The organism is Cohnella ginsengisoli, assembly GCF_029525555.1.
GTDB classification, from domain to species: Bacteria; Bacillota; Bacilli; order Paenibacillales; family Paenibacillaceae; genus Cohnella; species Cohnella ginsengisoli.
In genome coordinates, this window is record NZ_JAPDHZ010000003.1 from 877,850 (window position 1) to 894,248 (window position 16,399).

Annotated in this window: 11 protein-coding genes and 1 pseudogene; 1 reads left to right on the plus strand and 11 read right to left on the minus strand. The window is 60.5% G+C overall.

Translation table 11 applies throughout. From position 1 onward, the window contains the following. Positions 1-166 precede the first annotated feature (166 nt). Positions 167-1,519 carry an MATE family efflux transporter gene (locus OMP38_RS15445; protein ID WP_277565930.1) on the minus strand — a complete coding sequence of 451 codons (1,353 nt, stop codon included), beginning with the start codon at positions 1,517-1,519 and terminating at the stop codon, positions 167-169. A gap of 214 nt (positions 1,520-1,733) precedes the next feature. Between OMP38_RS15445 and OMP38_RS15450 the strand changes: the two genes are divergently transcribed. After that, complete coding sequence (locus OMP38_RS15450; RefSeq protein WP_277565931.1) at positions 1,734-2,414, plus strand: TetR/AcrR family transcriptional regulator; 681 nt, start codon at positions 1,734-1,736, stop codon at positions 2,412-2,414. A 1,993-nt stretch (positions 2,415-4,407) separates the two neighbouring features. Here OMP38_RS15450 and xylF read toward each other — a convergent pair. The 10 genes and pseudogenes from xylF to OMP38_RS15500 form a co-directional block, all read right to left on the minus strand. Further along, positions 4,408-5,532 carry a D-xylose ABC transporter substrate-binding protein gene (gene xylF / locus OMP38_RS15455; protein ID WP_277565932.1) on the minus strand — a complete coding sequence of 375 codons (1,125 nt, stop codon included), beginning with the start codon at positions 5,530-5,532 and terminating at the stop codon, positions 4,408-4,410. Positions 5,533-5,534: 2 nt separating this feature from the next. Further along, positions 5,535-7,157, minus strand: a complete 1,623-nt coding sequence (locus OMP38_RS15460; protein WP_277565933.1) for a response regulator — start codon at positions 7,155-7,157, stop codon at positions 5,535-5,537. Then, a complete protein-coding gene (locus OMP38_RS15465; RefSeq protein ID WP_277565934.1) occupies positions 7,150-8,595 on the minus strand; it encodes a sensor histidine kinase in 1,446 nt (481 codons plus the stop codon). The genes OMP38_RS15460 and OMP38_RS15465 overlap by 8 nt, the downstream gene beginning before the upstream one ends. Then, a complete protein-coding gene (locus tag OMP38_RS15470) occupies positions 8,592-9,569 on the minus strand; it encodes a sugar ABC transporter substrate-binding protein (RefSeq protein ID WP_277565935.1) in 978 nt (325 codons plus the stop codon). Before OMP38_RS15470 ends, OMP38_RS15465 begins: the two co-directional genes overlap by 4 nt. 333 nt (positions 9,570-9,902) lie before the next feature. Further along, a pseudogene (locus OMP38_RS15475) lies at positions 9,903-11,043 on the minus strand (toxic anion resistance protein). A gap of 30 nt (positions 11,044-11,073) precedes the next feature. Further along, positions 11,074-12,762 (minus strand): vWA domain-containing protein, encoded by a 1,689-nt coding sequence (locus OMP38_RS15480; RefSeq protein WP_277565936.1) that lies wholly within the window; start codon positions 12,760-12,762, stop codon positions 11,074-11,076. A 14-nt stretch (positions 12,763-12,776) separates the two neighbouring features. Then, positions 12,777-13,514, minus strand: coding sequence for a hypothetical protein (locus OMP38_RS15485; RefSeq protein WP_277565937.1), 738 nt, complete (start codon positions 13,512-13,514; stop codon positions 12,777-12,779). A 265-nt stretch (positions 13,515-13,779) separates the two neighbouring features. Beyond that, positions 13,780-15,168 (minus strand): PrsW family glutamic-type intramembrane protease, encoded by a 1,389-nt coding sequence (locus OMP38_RS15490; protein WP_277565938.1) that lies wholly within the window; start codon positions 15,166-15,168, stop codon positions 13,780-13,782. Then, positions 15,056-15,667 carry a cyclic nucleotide-binding domain-containing protein gene (locus OMP38_RS15495; protein ID WP_277565939.1) on the minus strand — a complete coding sequence of 204 codons (612 nt, stop codon included), beginning with the start codon at positions 15,665-15,667 and terminating at the stop codon, positions 15,056-15,058. Before OMP38_RS15495 ends, OMP38_RS15490 begins: the two co-directional genes overlap by 113 nt. A gap of 35 nt (positions 15,668-15,702) precedes the next feature. Beyond that, entirely contained in the window at positions 15,703-16,347 is a 645-nt protein-coding gene (locus tag OMP38_RS15500) for a hypothetical protein (RefSeq protein ID WP_277565940.1), read from the minus strand. Between the last annotated feature and the right edge of the window lie 52 nt (positions 16,348-16,399).

Here is a 16,399-nt window from a genome sequence, read left to right on the forward strand (position 1 = left end):
TTCGGTTTTTCTGACAAGACCAACTATAGCACCGGACAAGACGCGTGAAAGCGCTTATCGATAGCACTCTTTTGCGACCGCCTGCAAAATTTTATCCTGGCCGGAAATGACAAAAAACCGCATCCCGAAGGTGCGGTTAACGATTGCGCGACTGCCTTGTTTTGTTTTATTGCGCCAATTGCTCAAGATCCGGCTGCAATTTGTTCCGCAGCGCGTACAGCAAGATCGCTCCGACCAGGAACGCTACGGCATCCGCGATGACGAGCGACCAGACGACGCCGTGGAAGCCGTTCATGCGATTGGCGATAAAAAGCACGGGAATCAACGTTGCCCCTTGAACGACGGACATCACAAACGCGGCGGTCCCCTGCGCGGTCGCTTGAAAAATCCCCGTGAACAGCGAGGTCATGCCCGTTATGAACAAGGAGAGAAACGTCACGTGCAAAATGTAGCTGCCCATTTCGATCAACTGCGGGTCGTTCGTAAACCAGCCGATCAGATGGTCGGATACGAGATAGACGACGACGCCGAATACGACGGCCAGCCCCACGATCGTCTTGATCGTAAAGGAGATCGTATGCTTCATGCGCAGCTTGTTGGCCGTAAAAGAAAAGGCGATCAGCGGCACGACGCCCTCGCACAAGCCCATCAGAATAAACTCGGGAAATTGCAGCAAGCGAGACGAAATGCCGTAGCCCGCGATGGCTTGCTCTCCGTATTCGACCAGGTAGTGGTTAAAGATCAGCGACATGGCCCCCAGGAATACGCTCATCACGAAGACGGGGACGCCGATTTTGAACACATTGCTCAGGATATCCTTGCTCACCTTGAACCATTTTGCCGAGACGGTTAGAAATGAACTCTTGTAGCCCATATGGAAAGCGAAGTAGACGCCAGCGACCAGATTAGATACGACCGTCGCCGACGCGACGCCGATGACGCCCCAGTGCAAGACGAAGACGGCGAGCGCATCGAGCGCGATGTTGACGGCGACGCTGAGGATCATACCGACCATCGACGTGATGGCCGAACCCTCCGAGCGCACGATATTTTCCAGCGTGAAAAACAACACGACGAACGGCGAACCGATGAGCATAATCGTGACATAGTCCTTCGTGAATCCGAACGAATCGGCCGTCGCTCCCAGTCCGTGAACGATCGGGTCAATCAACGGCAGACCGACGGCCATCACGATAAGTCCTAGGACCAGACTGCTGTAAAAGGCGAACGAAGACACATGCTTGACGTCCTCGTATTTTTTCTCTCCCAGCAGGCGGGAGATGAAGGCGCCGCTGCCGATGCCGATCAGGTTGCCCAGTGCCATAATGATCGCGAACAACGGCAGCGTGAGCGCGAGCGCGGATAGGATGGCGGTATCGTTAAGCGTACCAAGGAAATAGGCATTTAAGATGGAGTAAATGACGGCCATTGAAGTGCCTAGCATCATCGGCAGGGCGAAGTGGGCTACGGCTTTGGCGATCGGCGCTTTTTCAAAGTAATGGAGGTTTGCAGATTCCATGCGGGTCACCGCTTTCTTTGGTTTTATCAGGCTTTGGTCTAACATAGACAGCCGTCTAAGTTAGCAGGCGCTCGTCTAACTTTCGGGCAACCGTCTAACTCAGCAAGCATCAGTCTAACACCGTTAGATTGAACCTTACAGTGTTAGATGATATCATGGGTTTATGAACCTGTAAAGAATAATCTTACACCGTTAGACAAAGGGCGGAATATCGATGAAAAAGCAGCAGCCGCAAATATCGGAAGACAAAATTCTGGAAGCCTCGTGGGCGCTTCTGGGAGAGGACGGCATCGAAAAATTCAGCATGAGACGATTGGCCGATCGGCTGGGAATCCAGGCGCCCTCGCTGTACTGGTACTTCAAGAGCAAGTTGGATCTCTATCAGCGCTTGGCCAACCAAGTATCGCGAATCATCCTGGAGGAGTATCGTTCTGAAGGGGACTGGAAGGCGCAGCTCGCGGGCATTGCGACTACGATACGAAACGTGCACCGCCGGTACCCCTGCTCCACGCAGCTGATGATGCTGACGCTCCCGCACGAGCCGGACATCATCCGGCTTACCAACCGCATGCTGCTCTGCCTGGAAGCGACGCCGCTTGCGCAGGAGCAGAAAATACAGACGGTGCTTGCGCTCGTGAATTACGTTCACTACTTCGTGCTGGACGACTATCAGCATCAGCGCAACGTGGCCGCGATGATGAACGACCAGGGAGAATTCCATAAAGGCGGGATGATTGGTCTGCTGGACGCCATGAGCGAGGAGGATGCGGGACTGTTCCGGAGGCTGTTCAAAAGCGGAATGTTCGAGCTGATGGGGACCGACCGGTCGTTCGAGTTCGGCTTGAACCTGATTCTGCTCGGGGTCGAGCAGGTGATTAAGGCGCAGGAAAACTAACTCGCATCCGCGGCATAGCGCAATTTTGCGCTATGCGGGCCATGTCGCCGCCCGCGTTCGTGCCGACGCTTACTTATGTGCGCGGCATAGCGCATTTTTGCGCTATGCGAGCTACGTCGCTATCCGCGTTCGTGCCGACGCCAACTTGCGTCCGCGTCATAGCGCATTTTTGCGCTATGCGGGCTATGTCGCTACCCGCGTGCGCGCCGGCACCAACTTACGTGCGCGGCATAGCGCAATTTTGCGCTATGTGGGCCACGTCGCTACCCGCGTGCGCGCCGGCGCTAACTTGCGTCCGCGACATAGCGCAATTTTGCGCTATGCGGGTCACATCGCTACCCGCGTTCGTGCCGACGCTAACTTGCGTCCGCGGCATAGCGCAATTTTGCGCTATGCGGGCTACGTCGCTATCCGCGTTCGTGCCGACGCTAACTTGCGTCCGCGGCATAGCGCAATTTTGCGCTATGCGGGCTATGTCGCTACCCGCGTGCGCGCCGGCACCAACTTACGTGCGCGGCATAGCGCAATTTTGCGCTATGTGGGCCACGTCGCTACCCGCGTTTGTGCCGACGCTAACTTGCGTCCGCGGCATAGCGCAATTTTGCGCTATGCAGGCCATGTCGCTCCCCGCGTGCGCGCCGGCACCAACTTACGTGCGCGGCATAGCGCAATTTTGCGCTATGCGGGCTACGTCGCTATCCGCGTTCGCGCCGACACCAACTTGCGTCCGCGAAACTTGCGTCCGCGGCATAGCGCAATTTTGCTCTATGCGGGCCACGTCGCTACCCGCGTGCGCGCCGGCACCAACTTACGTGCGCGGCATAGCGCAATTTTGCGCTATGCGGACTACGTCGCTACCCGCGTTCGTGCCGACGCTAACTTGCGTCCGCGGCATAGCGCAATTTTGCGGTATGCAGGCCATGTCGCTACCCGCGTTCGTGCCGGCGCTAACTTGCGTCCGTGGCATAGCGCAATTTTGCGCTATGCGGGCCACGTCGCTAGCCGCGATCGCGCCGACACCAACTTGCGTCCGTGGCATAGCGCAATTTTGCGCTATGCAGGCCACGTCGCTACCCGCGTGCGCGCCGGCGCTAACTTACGTGCGCGGCATAGCGCAATTTTGCGCTATGCGGGCTACGTCGCTACCCGCGTTCGTGCCGACGCTAACTTGCGTCCGTGGCATAGCGCAATTTTGCGCTATGCGGGCTATGTCGCTCCCCGCGTTCGCGCCGGCGCCAACTTGCGTCCGCGGCATAGCGCAATTTTGCGCTATGCGGGCTATGTCGCTCCCCGCGTTCGTGCCGACGCTAACTTGCGTCCGCGGCATAGCGCAATTTTGCGCTATGCAGGCCACGTCGCTAGCCGCGTTCGCGCCGACGCCAACTTGCGTCCGTGGCATAGCGCAATTTTGCGCTATGCGGGCCACGTCGCTACCCGCGTTCGCGCCGACACCAACTTGCGTCCGTGGCATAGCGCTATTTTGCGCTATGCGGGCCACATCGCTACCCGCGTTCGTGCCGACGCTAACTTGCGTCCGCGGCATAGCGCAATTTTGCGCTATGCGGGCCACGTCGCTAGCCGCGTGCGCGCCGGCACCAACTTACGTGCGCGGCATAGCGCAATTTTGCGCTATGTGGGCCACGTCGCTCCCCGCGTTCGCGCCGGCGCCAACTTGCGTCCGCGACATAGCGCAATTTTGCGCTATGCGGGCCACGTCGCTACCCGCGTTCGTGCCGACGCGAAACTTGCGTCCGCGACATAGCGCAATTTTGCGCTATGCGGGCCACGTCGCTACCCGCGTTCGTGCCGGCGCTAACTTGCGTCCGCGACATAGCGCAATTTTGCGCTATGCGGGCCACGTCGCTACCCGCGTTCGCGCTGACACTAACACTCCGCTTCTTCTCCCGCTTGCAACATGAGAAAAAGCGCCAGGACATCGTCCCTGACGCTTTCTCGCACAATTCGCCATCTTCCGCCGAAACCGCCGGCGTTCCTACTGCTTCACGTTCTTGTACACTTCCTCCCGCGTATGGAAGCCCTCCGCGATGATCGTCTCGTCGATGTTGAACTTGTCGACGGCGATCGGCGAGAGCAGCACGGAAGGCACCTCGATCTTGCCGTTGTTGACCTTCCGGTCGGCGCCCGGGTCTTCTCCCCGCGCGAGCTTGAAGGCGAGCTCCGCCGCCTTCTCGGCGAGCAGCTTGATCGGCTTGTAGACGGTCATCGTCTGCGTCCCTTCGACGATCCGCTGCGCGGCCGCGAGATCCGCGTCCTGGCCCGCGATCGGGATCCTTCCGGCGAGCCCACGCTCGGCCAGCGCCTGGACGACGCCGCCCGCGGTCGCGTCGTTGGCCGCGATGACCGCGTCGATCCGGTCGCCGTTCGCGTCGAGCGCCGCCCGCATGTTGGCCAGCGCATTCGCCGGCAGCCAGTCCTTGCTCCACTGGTCGTACACGACCCTGATGTCGCCGCTGTCGATTTTCGGCTGGATGACGTTGAACACGCCTTGCTTGAACATATGCGCGTTGTTGTCCGTATCGGCCCCGCCGATATAGACGTACTTGCCGCGCGGCACTTGCTTTAGAATCGCCTCGGCCTGGAGCTCGCCGACCTTCTCATTGTCGAAGGAAACGTAAAGATCGATATCGGCGTTGTTGACCAGCCGATCGTAGGCGAGCACCTTGATGCCCGAGGAATGGGCGCGCTTGACGATCGCCGCCGTCGCCGCCGCGTTGTGGGGCACGATGACGAGGATGTCGACGCCTTCGCCGATCATCGTCTCGGCCTGCGAGATCTGCTTGGCGTCGTCCCCGTTCGCCGCCTCGATGACGACCTCGGCGCCGAGCGCCTCCGCGGCCGCCTTGAACAGATCGCGGTCGCGCAGCCAGCGCTCCTCGAGCAGCGTGTCCATCGCGAAGCCGATCTTGATCGGCCCGCTATGGCCCGAAGGCGCGACGCCCCCGCCGCCTCCCGCTCCTTGCGAAGCGGAAGCCGCGGGCTCGGTGCCCGACCGTCCGCCGCCGTCGCAGCCTGCCGCCAAGCATGCCAGCGTCAGCGCCAGCGCCATCAGAAGCAGCGGCCTCATCCCTCGCCTGACGCGTATCCACGACTGCACCATCTTTACGATCCCCTTTTTCCAAGCAGCGTTTTGCGGTATTCGGTGGGCGAGACGTCGCACATTTTTTTGAACACCTTGCTGAAATAGTTCGGATCGTGGTAGCCGACCTCGAACGTGATCTCCTTCAGGCTGCGCTCGGGATCGCCCATCAGCTTCTTGGCCTTGTCGATGCGGCATTCGGTCAGGAAATCGATGTAATTCACGCCGAGCTGCTCCTTGAATAGCTTGCTGATATAAAAGGGACTGAGTCCGACCCGCTTGCCGATCGCCTCGAGCGAGATGTCCTCGTGGGAATGCTCGTAGACGTACTGCTTGATCTGCTGGATCGCATCCGGCTTGACCCGCTCCTGGTGCGTCTCGAACGCCTGCCGCATCCGCGCGAGCAGCAGGGCGGTCTCGGCGCGCAGCTGCCGATACTCGCGGGCCTGCACCGAAAACAGCGGCGACTCCGTCTCCACGCCCATCTCCAGCAGCACGCGCGAAGCGAGCCAGAGCAGCTCCAGCGCGCGCTGCTGTCCGAGCAGCAGGTCCGCGCCTTCGCTCTCGCTCCGCCGGAGCAGCTCCTGGACGTCCGCTTCGATCTGCTCCCATTGCCCGAGACGGATGCGATCGAAGAACTGGCGCTCCCACTGCTTCGCCGACAGCCCTTCCCGGGCCATCCCGAGCGCGGGCGTATCCGCGTAAAATCGATACTTGACCGGCAGCGTCGGATCCGAAGACGCGATGAGCGCCTCCTGATAGGATTGCCGGATTTGGTCCAACGAATCGCATACGCCGCCGATGCCGACGAACGAGCTGCCCGAACCCGGCAGACTCGCGGCCGCCAACGCGCCCGTCAAGCCCGAGTCCGACAGGTCCGCGCCGGACGATGCAACGCCCCGCATCCCCGCGTCCGCGACAGACAGCAGGTCGCGCGCCAGGGCGAGCGCCTGCGAGCGGTACGAGCGCGCCGGTTCCCTGAACGCGATGACCGGGATATGCCGCCCGTACATCGCGCCGACCCAGCCGCCGCCCGCCTGTCTCGCTTTTTCCCGGATCGCGGCGTACAGCCCCTCCGCGCCCGCCGGCAGCAGCACGGACATTGCGAACGGCTCGCCGCCCGCGCGCTCGCCGAGCAGGCCGACCAATTCGTCCAGATGCACCTCGTGCACATGGTCGAACAGCAGCTGCGTGACGATATCGGCTTCGATCACCGGCAGCACTTTGCGCAGCGCAGCCTCCTGCCGCTTGCTCGTCTCGGCCGACCTGCGCTCCTCCTCGATCTGGCTCAGCACCTTGCCCACCGTCGCCACGATCTCGCTGGCCTTGCTCGGCTTGAGCAGGTAGTCTTTGACCCCGAGCTTGATGGCCGACCGCGCGTAATCGAACGTGTCGTATGCCGTGACCATAACGAACTTGACGCCCGGCTGGGCCTCGGCGATGATCTCGATCGCTTCCAGGCCGTTCATGCCGGGCATTTTAATGTCCATCAGGATGAGGTCGGGTTGCAGCTCCGCGGCCATTTCCACGGCGATCTTTCCGTTTTTCGCCTGCGCGATGTCCAGCTCGGGGAAGCCTTTTCGCAGAATCGCCTGCAATCCGTCCCGCTCGATCTGCTCGTCGTCCACGATCAAGAGCCTAGTCATCGCTATCGAACCTCCTTGTTTTCGGTATTTGAAGGACGACCGTCGTGCCCCCGGGGCCGCTCGCGATCTCCATGACGTCGTCGGTGCCGTAAAAGAGGCGGAGCCGTCTGACGACATTGCTGAAGCCGATCCCGGTCGAATGACCCTCCGTCTCCACGGCACGCTCCTCGAGAATCTGCCTGATCTTGTCCTCGGACATGCCCGGTCCGTCGTCGGCGATCTCGATCCTCACCCGCTCCTCGCCGTCCGCCACCCGGAAGCGGATCGTGCCGCCCTCCTCGCTCGGCTCGACCGCATGGATGACGGCGTTCTCCACGATCGGCTGCAGCGTGAGACCCGGAATCTGCACGTGCAGGCACGACTCGTCGATGTCCGCCTCGAACCGAAGCCGGTCGGTGAACCGGGCCTTTTGGATCTCCATGTACTGGCGCAGCACGTTGACCTCGTCGTACAGCGTGACGGAGCGGTCAAGCCGCTTCAGATTGTATCTCAGGAGGCCCGCCACGCTCGCGAGCAGGTCGCTCGTCTCTTCGGAGCCCTCCAGGTATGCCTTCTTGGACAGCGTATCGAGCGTGTTGAACAGAAAGTGCGGATTAATCTGGCTCTGCAGGCTGCGCAGCTGGCTCTCCTGCAGGAGGAGCTTGTTCTGCTGAAGCTCGCGCTCGAGCTGCGCTTTTTGCTGAATTTCCGAGATCAGGTTGTTGATATTGACGCGCATGCGTTCGAACATTTTGGCCAGGAAAGAGATCTCGTCATTAGACTTGACTTCGACCTTCAGGTCGAACCGCCCGCGCGACAGCTCCTTGGCCGCCTGCGTGAGCTTCTGGATCGGACGCGTGATGCTCAGGGAAAATCCGTACGTAAACAGCAGCATAAGCAGCGTGATCGTGAGCAGCAGCCAGACGCCCAGCTTCTTAAGCTCGGCCGATTGCTCGATGATGCCGCGGTAAAACTGGTCGTACGTCTTCAGCTCGGTGTCGATCAGGGTGAGCGTCATCTCGGAGATGTACTTGGAGATGCGCGTCGCTTCGAGAAAGGCGTTCGCCGAATCCTCGGACTCCTTTTCGGATTGAAAGAGCAGCGAACGGTCCATCGTCTCGAGCAGACTGTCGATCAGGTTCATGTAGTTGGTAATCGCGAAGTCGTTGTCCGCGTTCCGAAGATTGATGACGCCGAGCCTGGCTCTGCGCAGCTCCTCCTTGCTTCGGTCGAGCAGGCCGAGGTTGGCCGCCGTCGGCTCGAGCCTGTAATTGTTGAGCGCGGTGATCGTCTGCTGGCTCGCCGTCGTCACCTCGTTCATGCGCAAGTATCGCTGCAAAATATCGTTGTACTGCTCCTGCGTCTTCTGGTTGTAGTAGGTCAGCGTCATCCAGATCGCGACCATGATGAACAAGACGATGGCGGCGAGCGTCCAGATCTTGCGCTGAATGCTCGTCATGGCGCCTCCTTGAGCTTGAGCATCCGGATGTCGGTCGGGTAGCCGTCGGTATTGAGCGGCATGACCTCTCCGCTCAGCCATTTGACCATCAGGTTCACGCTCATCCTTCCCATCTTGTCCGGGGACTGCTCGAGTACGCCGTCGAGTTTGCCCGTCTTAAGCAGGTCCAGGCTGTCCGAGCTGTCGTCGAACGTGTAAATGTCGTACGGCCCTACCTGCGAGCGTCTGCCGATCTCCTGAATCATCGCGTCCGCGATGTTGGCGTTCACGGCGACGAAGGCGTCGACGTCGGGCAGCTTGTTCATCATGTCCTGCGTCGCGGCGATGACCTGCTCGCGCGTCTCCTCGGTTTTCGCATAGGCCGTCTTCACGCCGGGATATTTTTTGAGCACGTCGTCGATGCCCTGAATGCGCTGCCGCTGATAATACTCCTGCCGGTCGTCGCCCATCAAGATGACGGTGCCCGACTTCCCCATGTCCGCGATCAGCTGCCTGGCGATCATCTGCCCGGCCGCGAACTGATCGGAGCCGACATACGTTCTCCGGAGGCTCTCGGCCATCGGCACATCGCTGCCCACCGTGATGACGGGAATGCCGTAAAAGGCAGCCTTGACCTTCGTCAAATTTTTAAACGCTTCCGTATCCAGCCCTTGCAAGATGATCCCGTCCACCTTGGAGTCGATGGCGATCTCGAGCTTCTTCAGGAAGTCGTCCTGGTCTTTGTTGTAGCTGCCCCATACCTCGATGCTGGCGCCGCTCGCTTTCGCCTCAGCCTTCGCGCCCGCGGCGACCTGGTTCCAGAATGGCGTATCCAGCTCTTGCGTGATGAGGACGAGGCGATAGCGGGGCTCCTGCTCCGCTCGCGTCTGCGGAAGCTGCCCGTCGGAACGGAATACCCGGTCCGCCGACCGGACCGTAAAGTACAACAGAACCGCGCATAGAACGCCGATTAGGATAAGCAACGATTTCCGCAAGCGAATGACTCCGTTTCCAATTGGACTAGCTACATCATAGCAGAGGGTAACGGAAGTTCAAGCGTTATGGCGCCGAGAAGCGTCTCCTTCCCCTCGCGCTTGCCTGGCACTACGCGGGAACCGCACAAAAAATGTGCGATTTCGCTAATCCCATGCCTTCTCCACCTCAGTCCGCCTCACCCCGCCCACTCGCACATGCGATACCCGAAAACCGCGCAAATGAATAAGCCCGGCTGTCTGGGAATCAGACGTGCCGGGCCGAACTTATAAAATGATAAGGGATGGCGCTAGACTCAAAGCATGCAACATCTTAACCCAAACAGCGGACGATGCTTAGAGGCCCAGCTTGTTGCCCCGTTCGAGGCGCTGGATTTGCTTTTCCCCGGTATCCGCCAGCTCGCGGAACTGGTTGATCGTCTCGCGCATTTTCGGCAGCGCTTCCTGCTTGAAGGCGCTGATCGAATCGAGCGCGGACAGTACGTCGGTGAACGCTTGCTTCATCGTATCGACCGAGATGTTCGCCTCGAGGGCCTGCTTGTGAATCGCCGCCCCCCTGGTCTTTGAGCATGCGGGACGTGCCGGCGATCAGCTCGTTCGTCGTCTGGTTGAGCAGCTCGATTTTTTTCAGCACGATCTTCTGGTTGTAGAGGGCGCTCGCGACGGTGACGGCGATCTTAAGCGCGGACACCGTGACGTTCTTGGCGCGGTCGACGCCGCGGATGAGCTCCTTGTTGTTACGCACGACGACCTCGATCGCCATGATGCCCTGCTGATTGACGACCTGCATCTGCTGCAGGTCCATCAGGCGCTGGCGAAGCGGAAACATGACCTCTTCGGTGATAAAACGGATTTTCTCGGGATCCTCGCCCCGTACCTTAGCCGCTTCGACCTGCTGCTCGATCGACGAATCCATGAGCGTGCCGAGCTCGATCTCCTTTTGCAGCTTCTTGGTCAGGTCGCGCAGCGTCTGCTGCTCGATCTCGAGCGTCGTGTTGTCGTTCTTCAGCGTCGTCTTGCCCTTGTCGAGGGAGACGATGATGTCGGCGATGACGGTGTCCGCCTTTTCGTACCGCGCGAAGTAGGCGCGCAGCGGATTGAACAGCTTGCCGAGCAGGCCGTGCTTGGCGAAGTCGACCGCGCTCGGGTCGAGATCCTTAAGCTGAATGTTCAGCTCCGAGAGCCCCTTGGCGACCTGGCCGCCGTCGTCTCCCGTCTTCGACAGGTTTCCTACCGTAATTTGCAGCAGCTGGTTTTTCTCGGAAGAAGACCGCATCGTGTTCATGCCGAACGTATCGATCGACTGCAGAATGCCTTTGCGATTGTCGAGCGATTCGAGGTCGAGCGACATGATCGCGTTCACGTTGTTATCCGCCAGCTCCTTGAGCTTGGCGACTTCCTCGGGGACGGGCTTGACCTCTTCCTCGATCGCGACCTTAATCTCTTCCTGGCTTGGGACTTCCATCGAAAATGACATTTCGCGTCCACCTCTCCTATGTCTTGAGCTTTACATTTGAACGTTAAACAGGTTGCCTAGCTTGTAGACGACGTCGTCCGTGTCCGCGTTGATGCTGGCGGCTTCGTTGATGCTCGATATGTTTTGCAGCGCCTTGATGTCCGCGTTATAGCCGACCGTGTAGATCGGGATCTTGTAGCTTGCGATCAGGCTCTGGACTTCCTTGAGCTTGAGGCCGACGTTGGTCTCGCCGTCGCTCAGGACGAAGATCAGCGGCTTGACGTTCGGGTCAGAGGCCATGTAGTCCTGCAGCAGCTTAATCGCGACGACGACGCCGTCGAACGTAGCCGTGCTGCCTCCCGCCTGCAGGCCGTCCACCGCGCCGACGAACATCGACTGCTGGTTCGTATCGTACTTGCCGATCGGCAGGTTGATCGTGACGGCGCTGGAGTACGAGACGAGCCCGATGCTGTTGTCGCGGCCGAGGTACTTCTGCCCCTTAAGCAGCGACTCTTTGAGCCGGTTCAGCGGTTCGCCGTCCATGCTGCCGGAGACGTCGGCGACGAATACCGCGGCGATCGGCTTGGCGCCATTTTTCTTTTCCTTCCACACCTTCTGCGCGGCGATCAGCGTACTGCCGTCGACGGCGCCGACCGTCGGCTTGTAATCCTCCAGCTCGTTAAAGCCCTTGCTCTTGGCGGCATCCTGGTACTTGGCCTGCGCCGCGAACTCGGCGAATTTCTTGACGATCTCAAGCTTCGTCGCGGAGATGTTGCCGAGCGCGTACAGCGGGCTGTCATGCCGGGCGCCGAACGGCGTGAACACGTAGCCGCCCTTCAGGTCCGCCGCATTGACGTACGTCTGATACTCCAGCACGAAACCGTCTAGCGCGCCCGACTTGGCGGCATCGCGCATCTGCAGCGTCGTGGACGCGATGAACGGCACGTTCGCCTGGAAGCTTTCGAAGCCCTTGACCGCCTTGTCGCTGAGCAGGTTCGAGCCGTCGAACGTCTTCAGCGCGGCGACGAGGAAGTTGAGGCCCGTCGAGCTGGCGAAAGGATCCGTGTAACCCATGGCGAACTCGCCGGCCGCGATCGCGTCGGTGACCGTCTTGACGGTTACCGAGCCGTATTTTTGGACGAGCGCGTCGTTTTTCGCCTTGGAAATGACGATGCCCGGCACGTTGCCGACGAGGCGCTTGGTCACGAGCTGCGTCTTGACGCCCGATGCCTTGACCATCTCGCCCCACAGCTCGTTCGACGGCGTGTAAGCATCCGGCACGTACTTGCCGGAGCGGATATAGTCCGCCGCCGTACCCGAAGCGATATTGCGCAGCTTGACCGAGACCGTCTTGCCGTTCACGCTGATCTTCGCCTTGTTAAAATCGTTCGCTACGTCCGTCAGCCATCCGTCGTTGCCCGTGCCGGACTTCTCCGTGGAGGAGAAAATCTCAGCAAAGTCCGCGGTCGTGCTGTCCACGGCGATCGGGAACTTGGCGATATCCGGCAGCGAGGCGGCGACGTCGACCGGATCCAGGTCGATCTGTCCCTTAGCCGGCGTCTCCGTGGTGACGTCGATGTTGTTGTAGAGCTTGGTCAGCCGCTTGCCCGCATCCTCCGTCGCCACTTGCTTGTCGGATTTGCCCCAATTCGTGGACACGTTGACTCCGATATACACGATTGCGAATACGACGATCAGAATAATGCCGGTTACCCATAAAAACTTTTTGCCGCTCCTCAATGCGCTTGCACCCCTTACTGTTTATAGTACTTGGTTTGCTTGATCAGCGAGTCGATCTCCACCATGGCCGGCATCCGCTCGATGTCGCCCGGCTCGATGCTGTCCAGGCGCGAGATCTCCAGCAGCAGCTTGTCGAGCTGCAGGAGCATCTCCTCGTTGGTGCCGATCGCGTGCTTGATGTAGGACATATATTCGTTGTAAAAATCGGTTTTCTCCTGGAGCAGCTTCGGCGAGTAGCGCGCCGACCTGCGCGTCATCACCCGCTCGTATTCGGCTTCGTCGAACACGCCGAGCCGGTTAAGCACGCTCTTTATATTCAAGTAGAATAGATTCTCTACTTCTTCGGCCACGCCGGAAAACTTGGAGAAGCTCATCTCGGCGGGATCGAACCGCTGATGGAGCACCTTGAACAGCGTCGCTTTTTTCTTGTCCATGCGGTCCATCTGCTCGAGCGCCAGCGCGATATCCTCCGCGAGCACCCGGACTTTGCCGTATGGCGCGAGCGCGCTCGCATAGTCCTCGCGGGTCTTGATCGGCTTGGTCGTCAGCACGATCGGCGTCTTGTAAAGCCAGTTGTAGCTGCCGTAAACGATCGCGATGACGCTTGCGATGAGCAGCGTCACCCCCAGCGCCGTCTCGAACGCGCTGCCGCCGATCGTCACGCCGGCGAAGGCGGGCGATAGCGCGAGGATATTCACGATAGCCGCGCCGACCACGACCCCAAGCATTTTCAAATAATTCTTTCCGGCCAACGCTAGTTGCCCCTTCCCCTCGATGTATGGATATCCGGTCCGCCCGCTCTGCCGCTATGCTATGAATATGCGATCGATCGGACGCTCAGTTCATATAATTAAATAGTACCATATAATGCTAGGATTCGAGGGTTGTAAACAAAATATCCATATAAACGGCTGCTGCCGACAGCGCGGCGGCAATGCCGCGTCGTTCCTTATATCGGGAATACGTAAGAGCGGCCTAAGACGTTACTCTATTTTTTTAAGGCTTGTACTTGGGGGGTTACAGGGTTACACGTTTGATGCGCGGGTGCGTGGCGAAATCGGACGATTTGCTCCGCGGCCGGCGCGTTTCATTCAGGACTTGGCCCTCAGCGCGCGTCCGCAACGGGCGCAGTAGCGCGTCTCCCGCGGGGGAGACGGTGCCGCAGCCGTCGCAGCGAAGCTCGCCCGACGCTTCCCGGGCAGTGTCGACGTGCCGCACAGCCTCCTGGACGTACGGATTCAGCGCGGAGAAGGCGCGGTATTCTTCTCTGCGGCCCGTACGGACCAGCAAGTATAGCAGTCCTATTCCGGCGCCCCCGACCGCGGCCATCATCCCGACCTTCGCCAGGCCGCCTTCGAACCGAAGATCCCACAGCGCGTGCAGGGCGACGACGGCGGCGAGCAGAAACGCCGCATTCCAAGGCTGGATTCGCCGCCTCGCATCCGCCCCGGCAGCGGTAGCCCGCGCCGCGGCCGCGATCCAGATGCCGGCCGCGGCGATCGCCGTCCAGGTGCCGTGTCCGAAGGGCGACAGCAGCGCCCGGATCCAGAGCACGGACAGCATGCCCATCGACGAGGCTTCGCCGAGATGGGACCAGCCGTAGATCACGCTCTCGATCGCCGCGAACCCCATGCCGGCCGCCGCGCCGAAGACGACCGCGTCCATCAGGAAACGCATCTGCTTCGTCCGGATCAGCGCCAGGCAGACGAGCAGCTTGGCTCCCTCTTCGATGACGGATACCGTCAACGGGACCTTAAACCGCGAGAAATCGCTCTGGCCTGCGCCGAAGAGCGACACATGCTCCAGATACCACGCCAGCGGGACGGCGACGACCGCGGAGGACAGGAAGATCAAGCCGAGGCGAAGCGTGCTGAAGCCGAGCAGCTGATGTCCCCGGATATACGCGACGAACGTCACTGGACCCACGAAGCCGCCGACGATCAGCGTCGCGAAGTTCAGCCAGTCGCTGCGCAGGACCAAGGCGAGCGCGGTTAGCAGGACGAAGCCGCCGCCGAGCCACAGCAGCGCGTCGACCCATCGCTCCTTGGCCTTGGGCAGCGCGGACTCGGTCACGACGATTGGCGCTTCCGCGCTCTCCGCTTGGGGCCTCAGGTGCGGCGCCCGAATGCGCAGCATTTCCATGAACTGCCGGCGCACGGGCGCATAGTAGTCCAAAATGTACTGAAACTCGTTTTTGCCCATCGCGAGCAGCTCGCCGTCTTCGGCCGCCGTCGCGGTCGCCTCGGAGACCGTACCGGACAGCAAGCCGATTTCCCCGAAAAAGTCGCCCGCTCTAAGCTGCGCCTTTCGCCGTCCTGCCGCCCGTACTTCGACGCGCCCCCCGACGACCATATAAAAGCGGTCGGCTTCTTCGCCTTCCCGAACGAGAACGTCGCCTTTCTTCATCGGAAGCACCGCCGTGATCTCCGCCAAGCCGCGGAGTTCGGCGTCGGGGGATGTCCGCCCAGATCGAGGCTTTGCGCAGCAAGCGGTGGATCAGCCGGATCCGGACCGTGAGCAGCAGGCTCTCGTGGAACAGCGGACTGCGCTCGGCGAGCAGCTCGAACGACCGGCGGTCCAGCCGCAGCGCCTCGACGTCGCCGATCGCGGTCACGGTCGCGGTCCGCCGCTCGCTGCGCAGCAGCCCGATCTCTCCGACGAGCGCCCCGGGGCCAAGCTCGGCGAGCAGCAGCGTCTTGCCCACCAGATTGCGCGAGGAGACCTGCACGGAGCCCCGCTTGATAAAGTAACAATCCGTCCCCGTATCTCCCTCCACGAGCAGCGAACGGCCGTCCTCGAACGAGACGGGCTCGATCGAAGCGGCCGCGATGCGGAGCTCTGGGGCGGGTATGCCGCGCAGCAGGGCGTGGTCGCCCAGGAACGCGATGATGTCTTCTCTTGTCATGGCCGCTCTTCCGTTTCCGCGCGGTGCCCGCCCGCTTATCTCATATTGCCGATGATCGAACTGCGGGAATCCTGCATCTTTTGAATGAAATTCGACATGGTGTCAAAAGCTTCGTTGCGCTTGTTCGACAAGCTCTGGAGCCGGAGCATGTCCATCTGCTGGGAATTGGCAAGCGCGTCGATCTGGCTCTTGATCTTCTGGATGAGTCCCTCAAGCTGTCCCTTCGCGGAAGGAAGCGGGTCCGATAAGGACGCGTTTTTGAGCGCGGTTTGCAGCTCGGCGGCAATCGCGCCCGAGGTGGCGTTGGACGGCACGGGCGTATCCGCTTTTGCATCGCCGCCGAACACGCCGAGTAGCCGGTTCGCCGAGGCCAACGCCTGGTTCAGCTTCGCGATTTGATCGTTTTTCGCTTGAACGGCCGCGATCTGATCCTTTAGCTGCTGCTCCAGCGCGCTCGCGCGATTCGACTGCACCGCCATCATCGCCGTCTCCAGATCCATGCCGTTAATATTAATCGACGTCGTATCGCCGACGCTGCCGATGGCGTTCTGCGTCGCGCCTTTGCCCAGCGCGTCGTTCACCGCATCGTATACGGAATCGCTGTACATCAGCGCGGCTCCGCCAACGACGCCCGCCACGAATACGCCGGCCATCGTCAGCGCTCTCTTTTTCGAACTCAACCCGACTTCCCCCTAAAAACAAATCATTTATTTCCAGTCTATTATGGCGGCG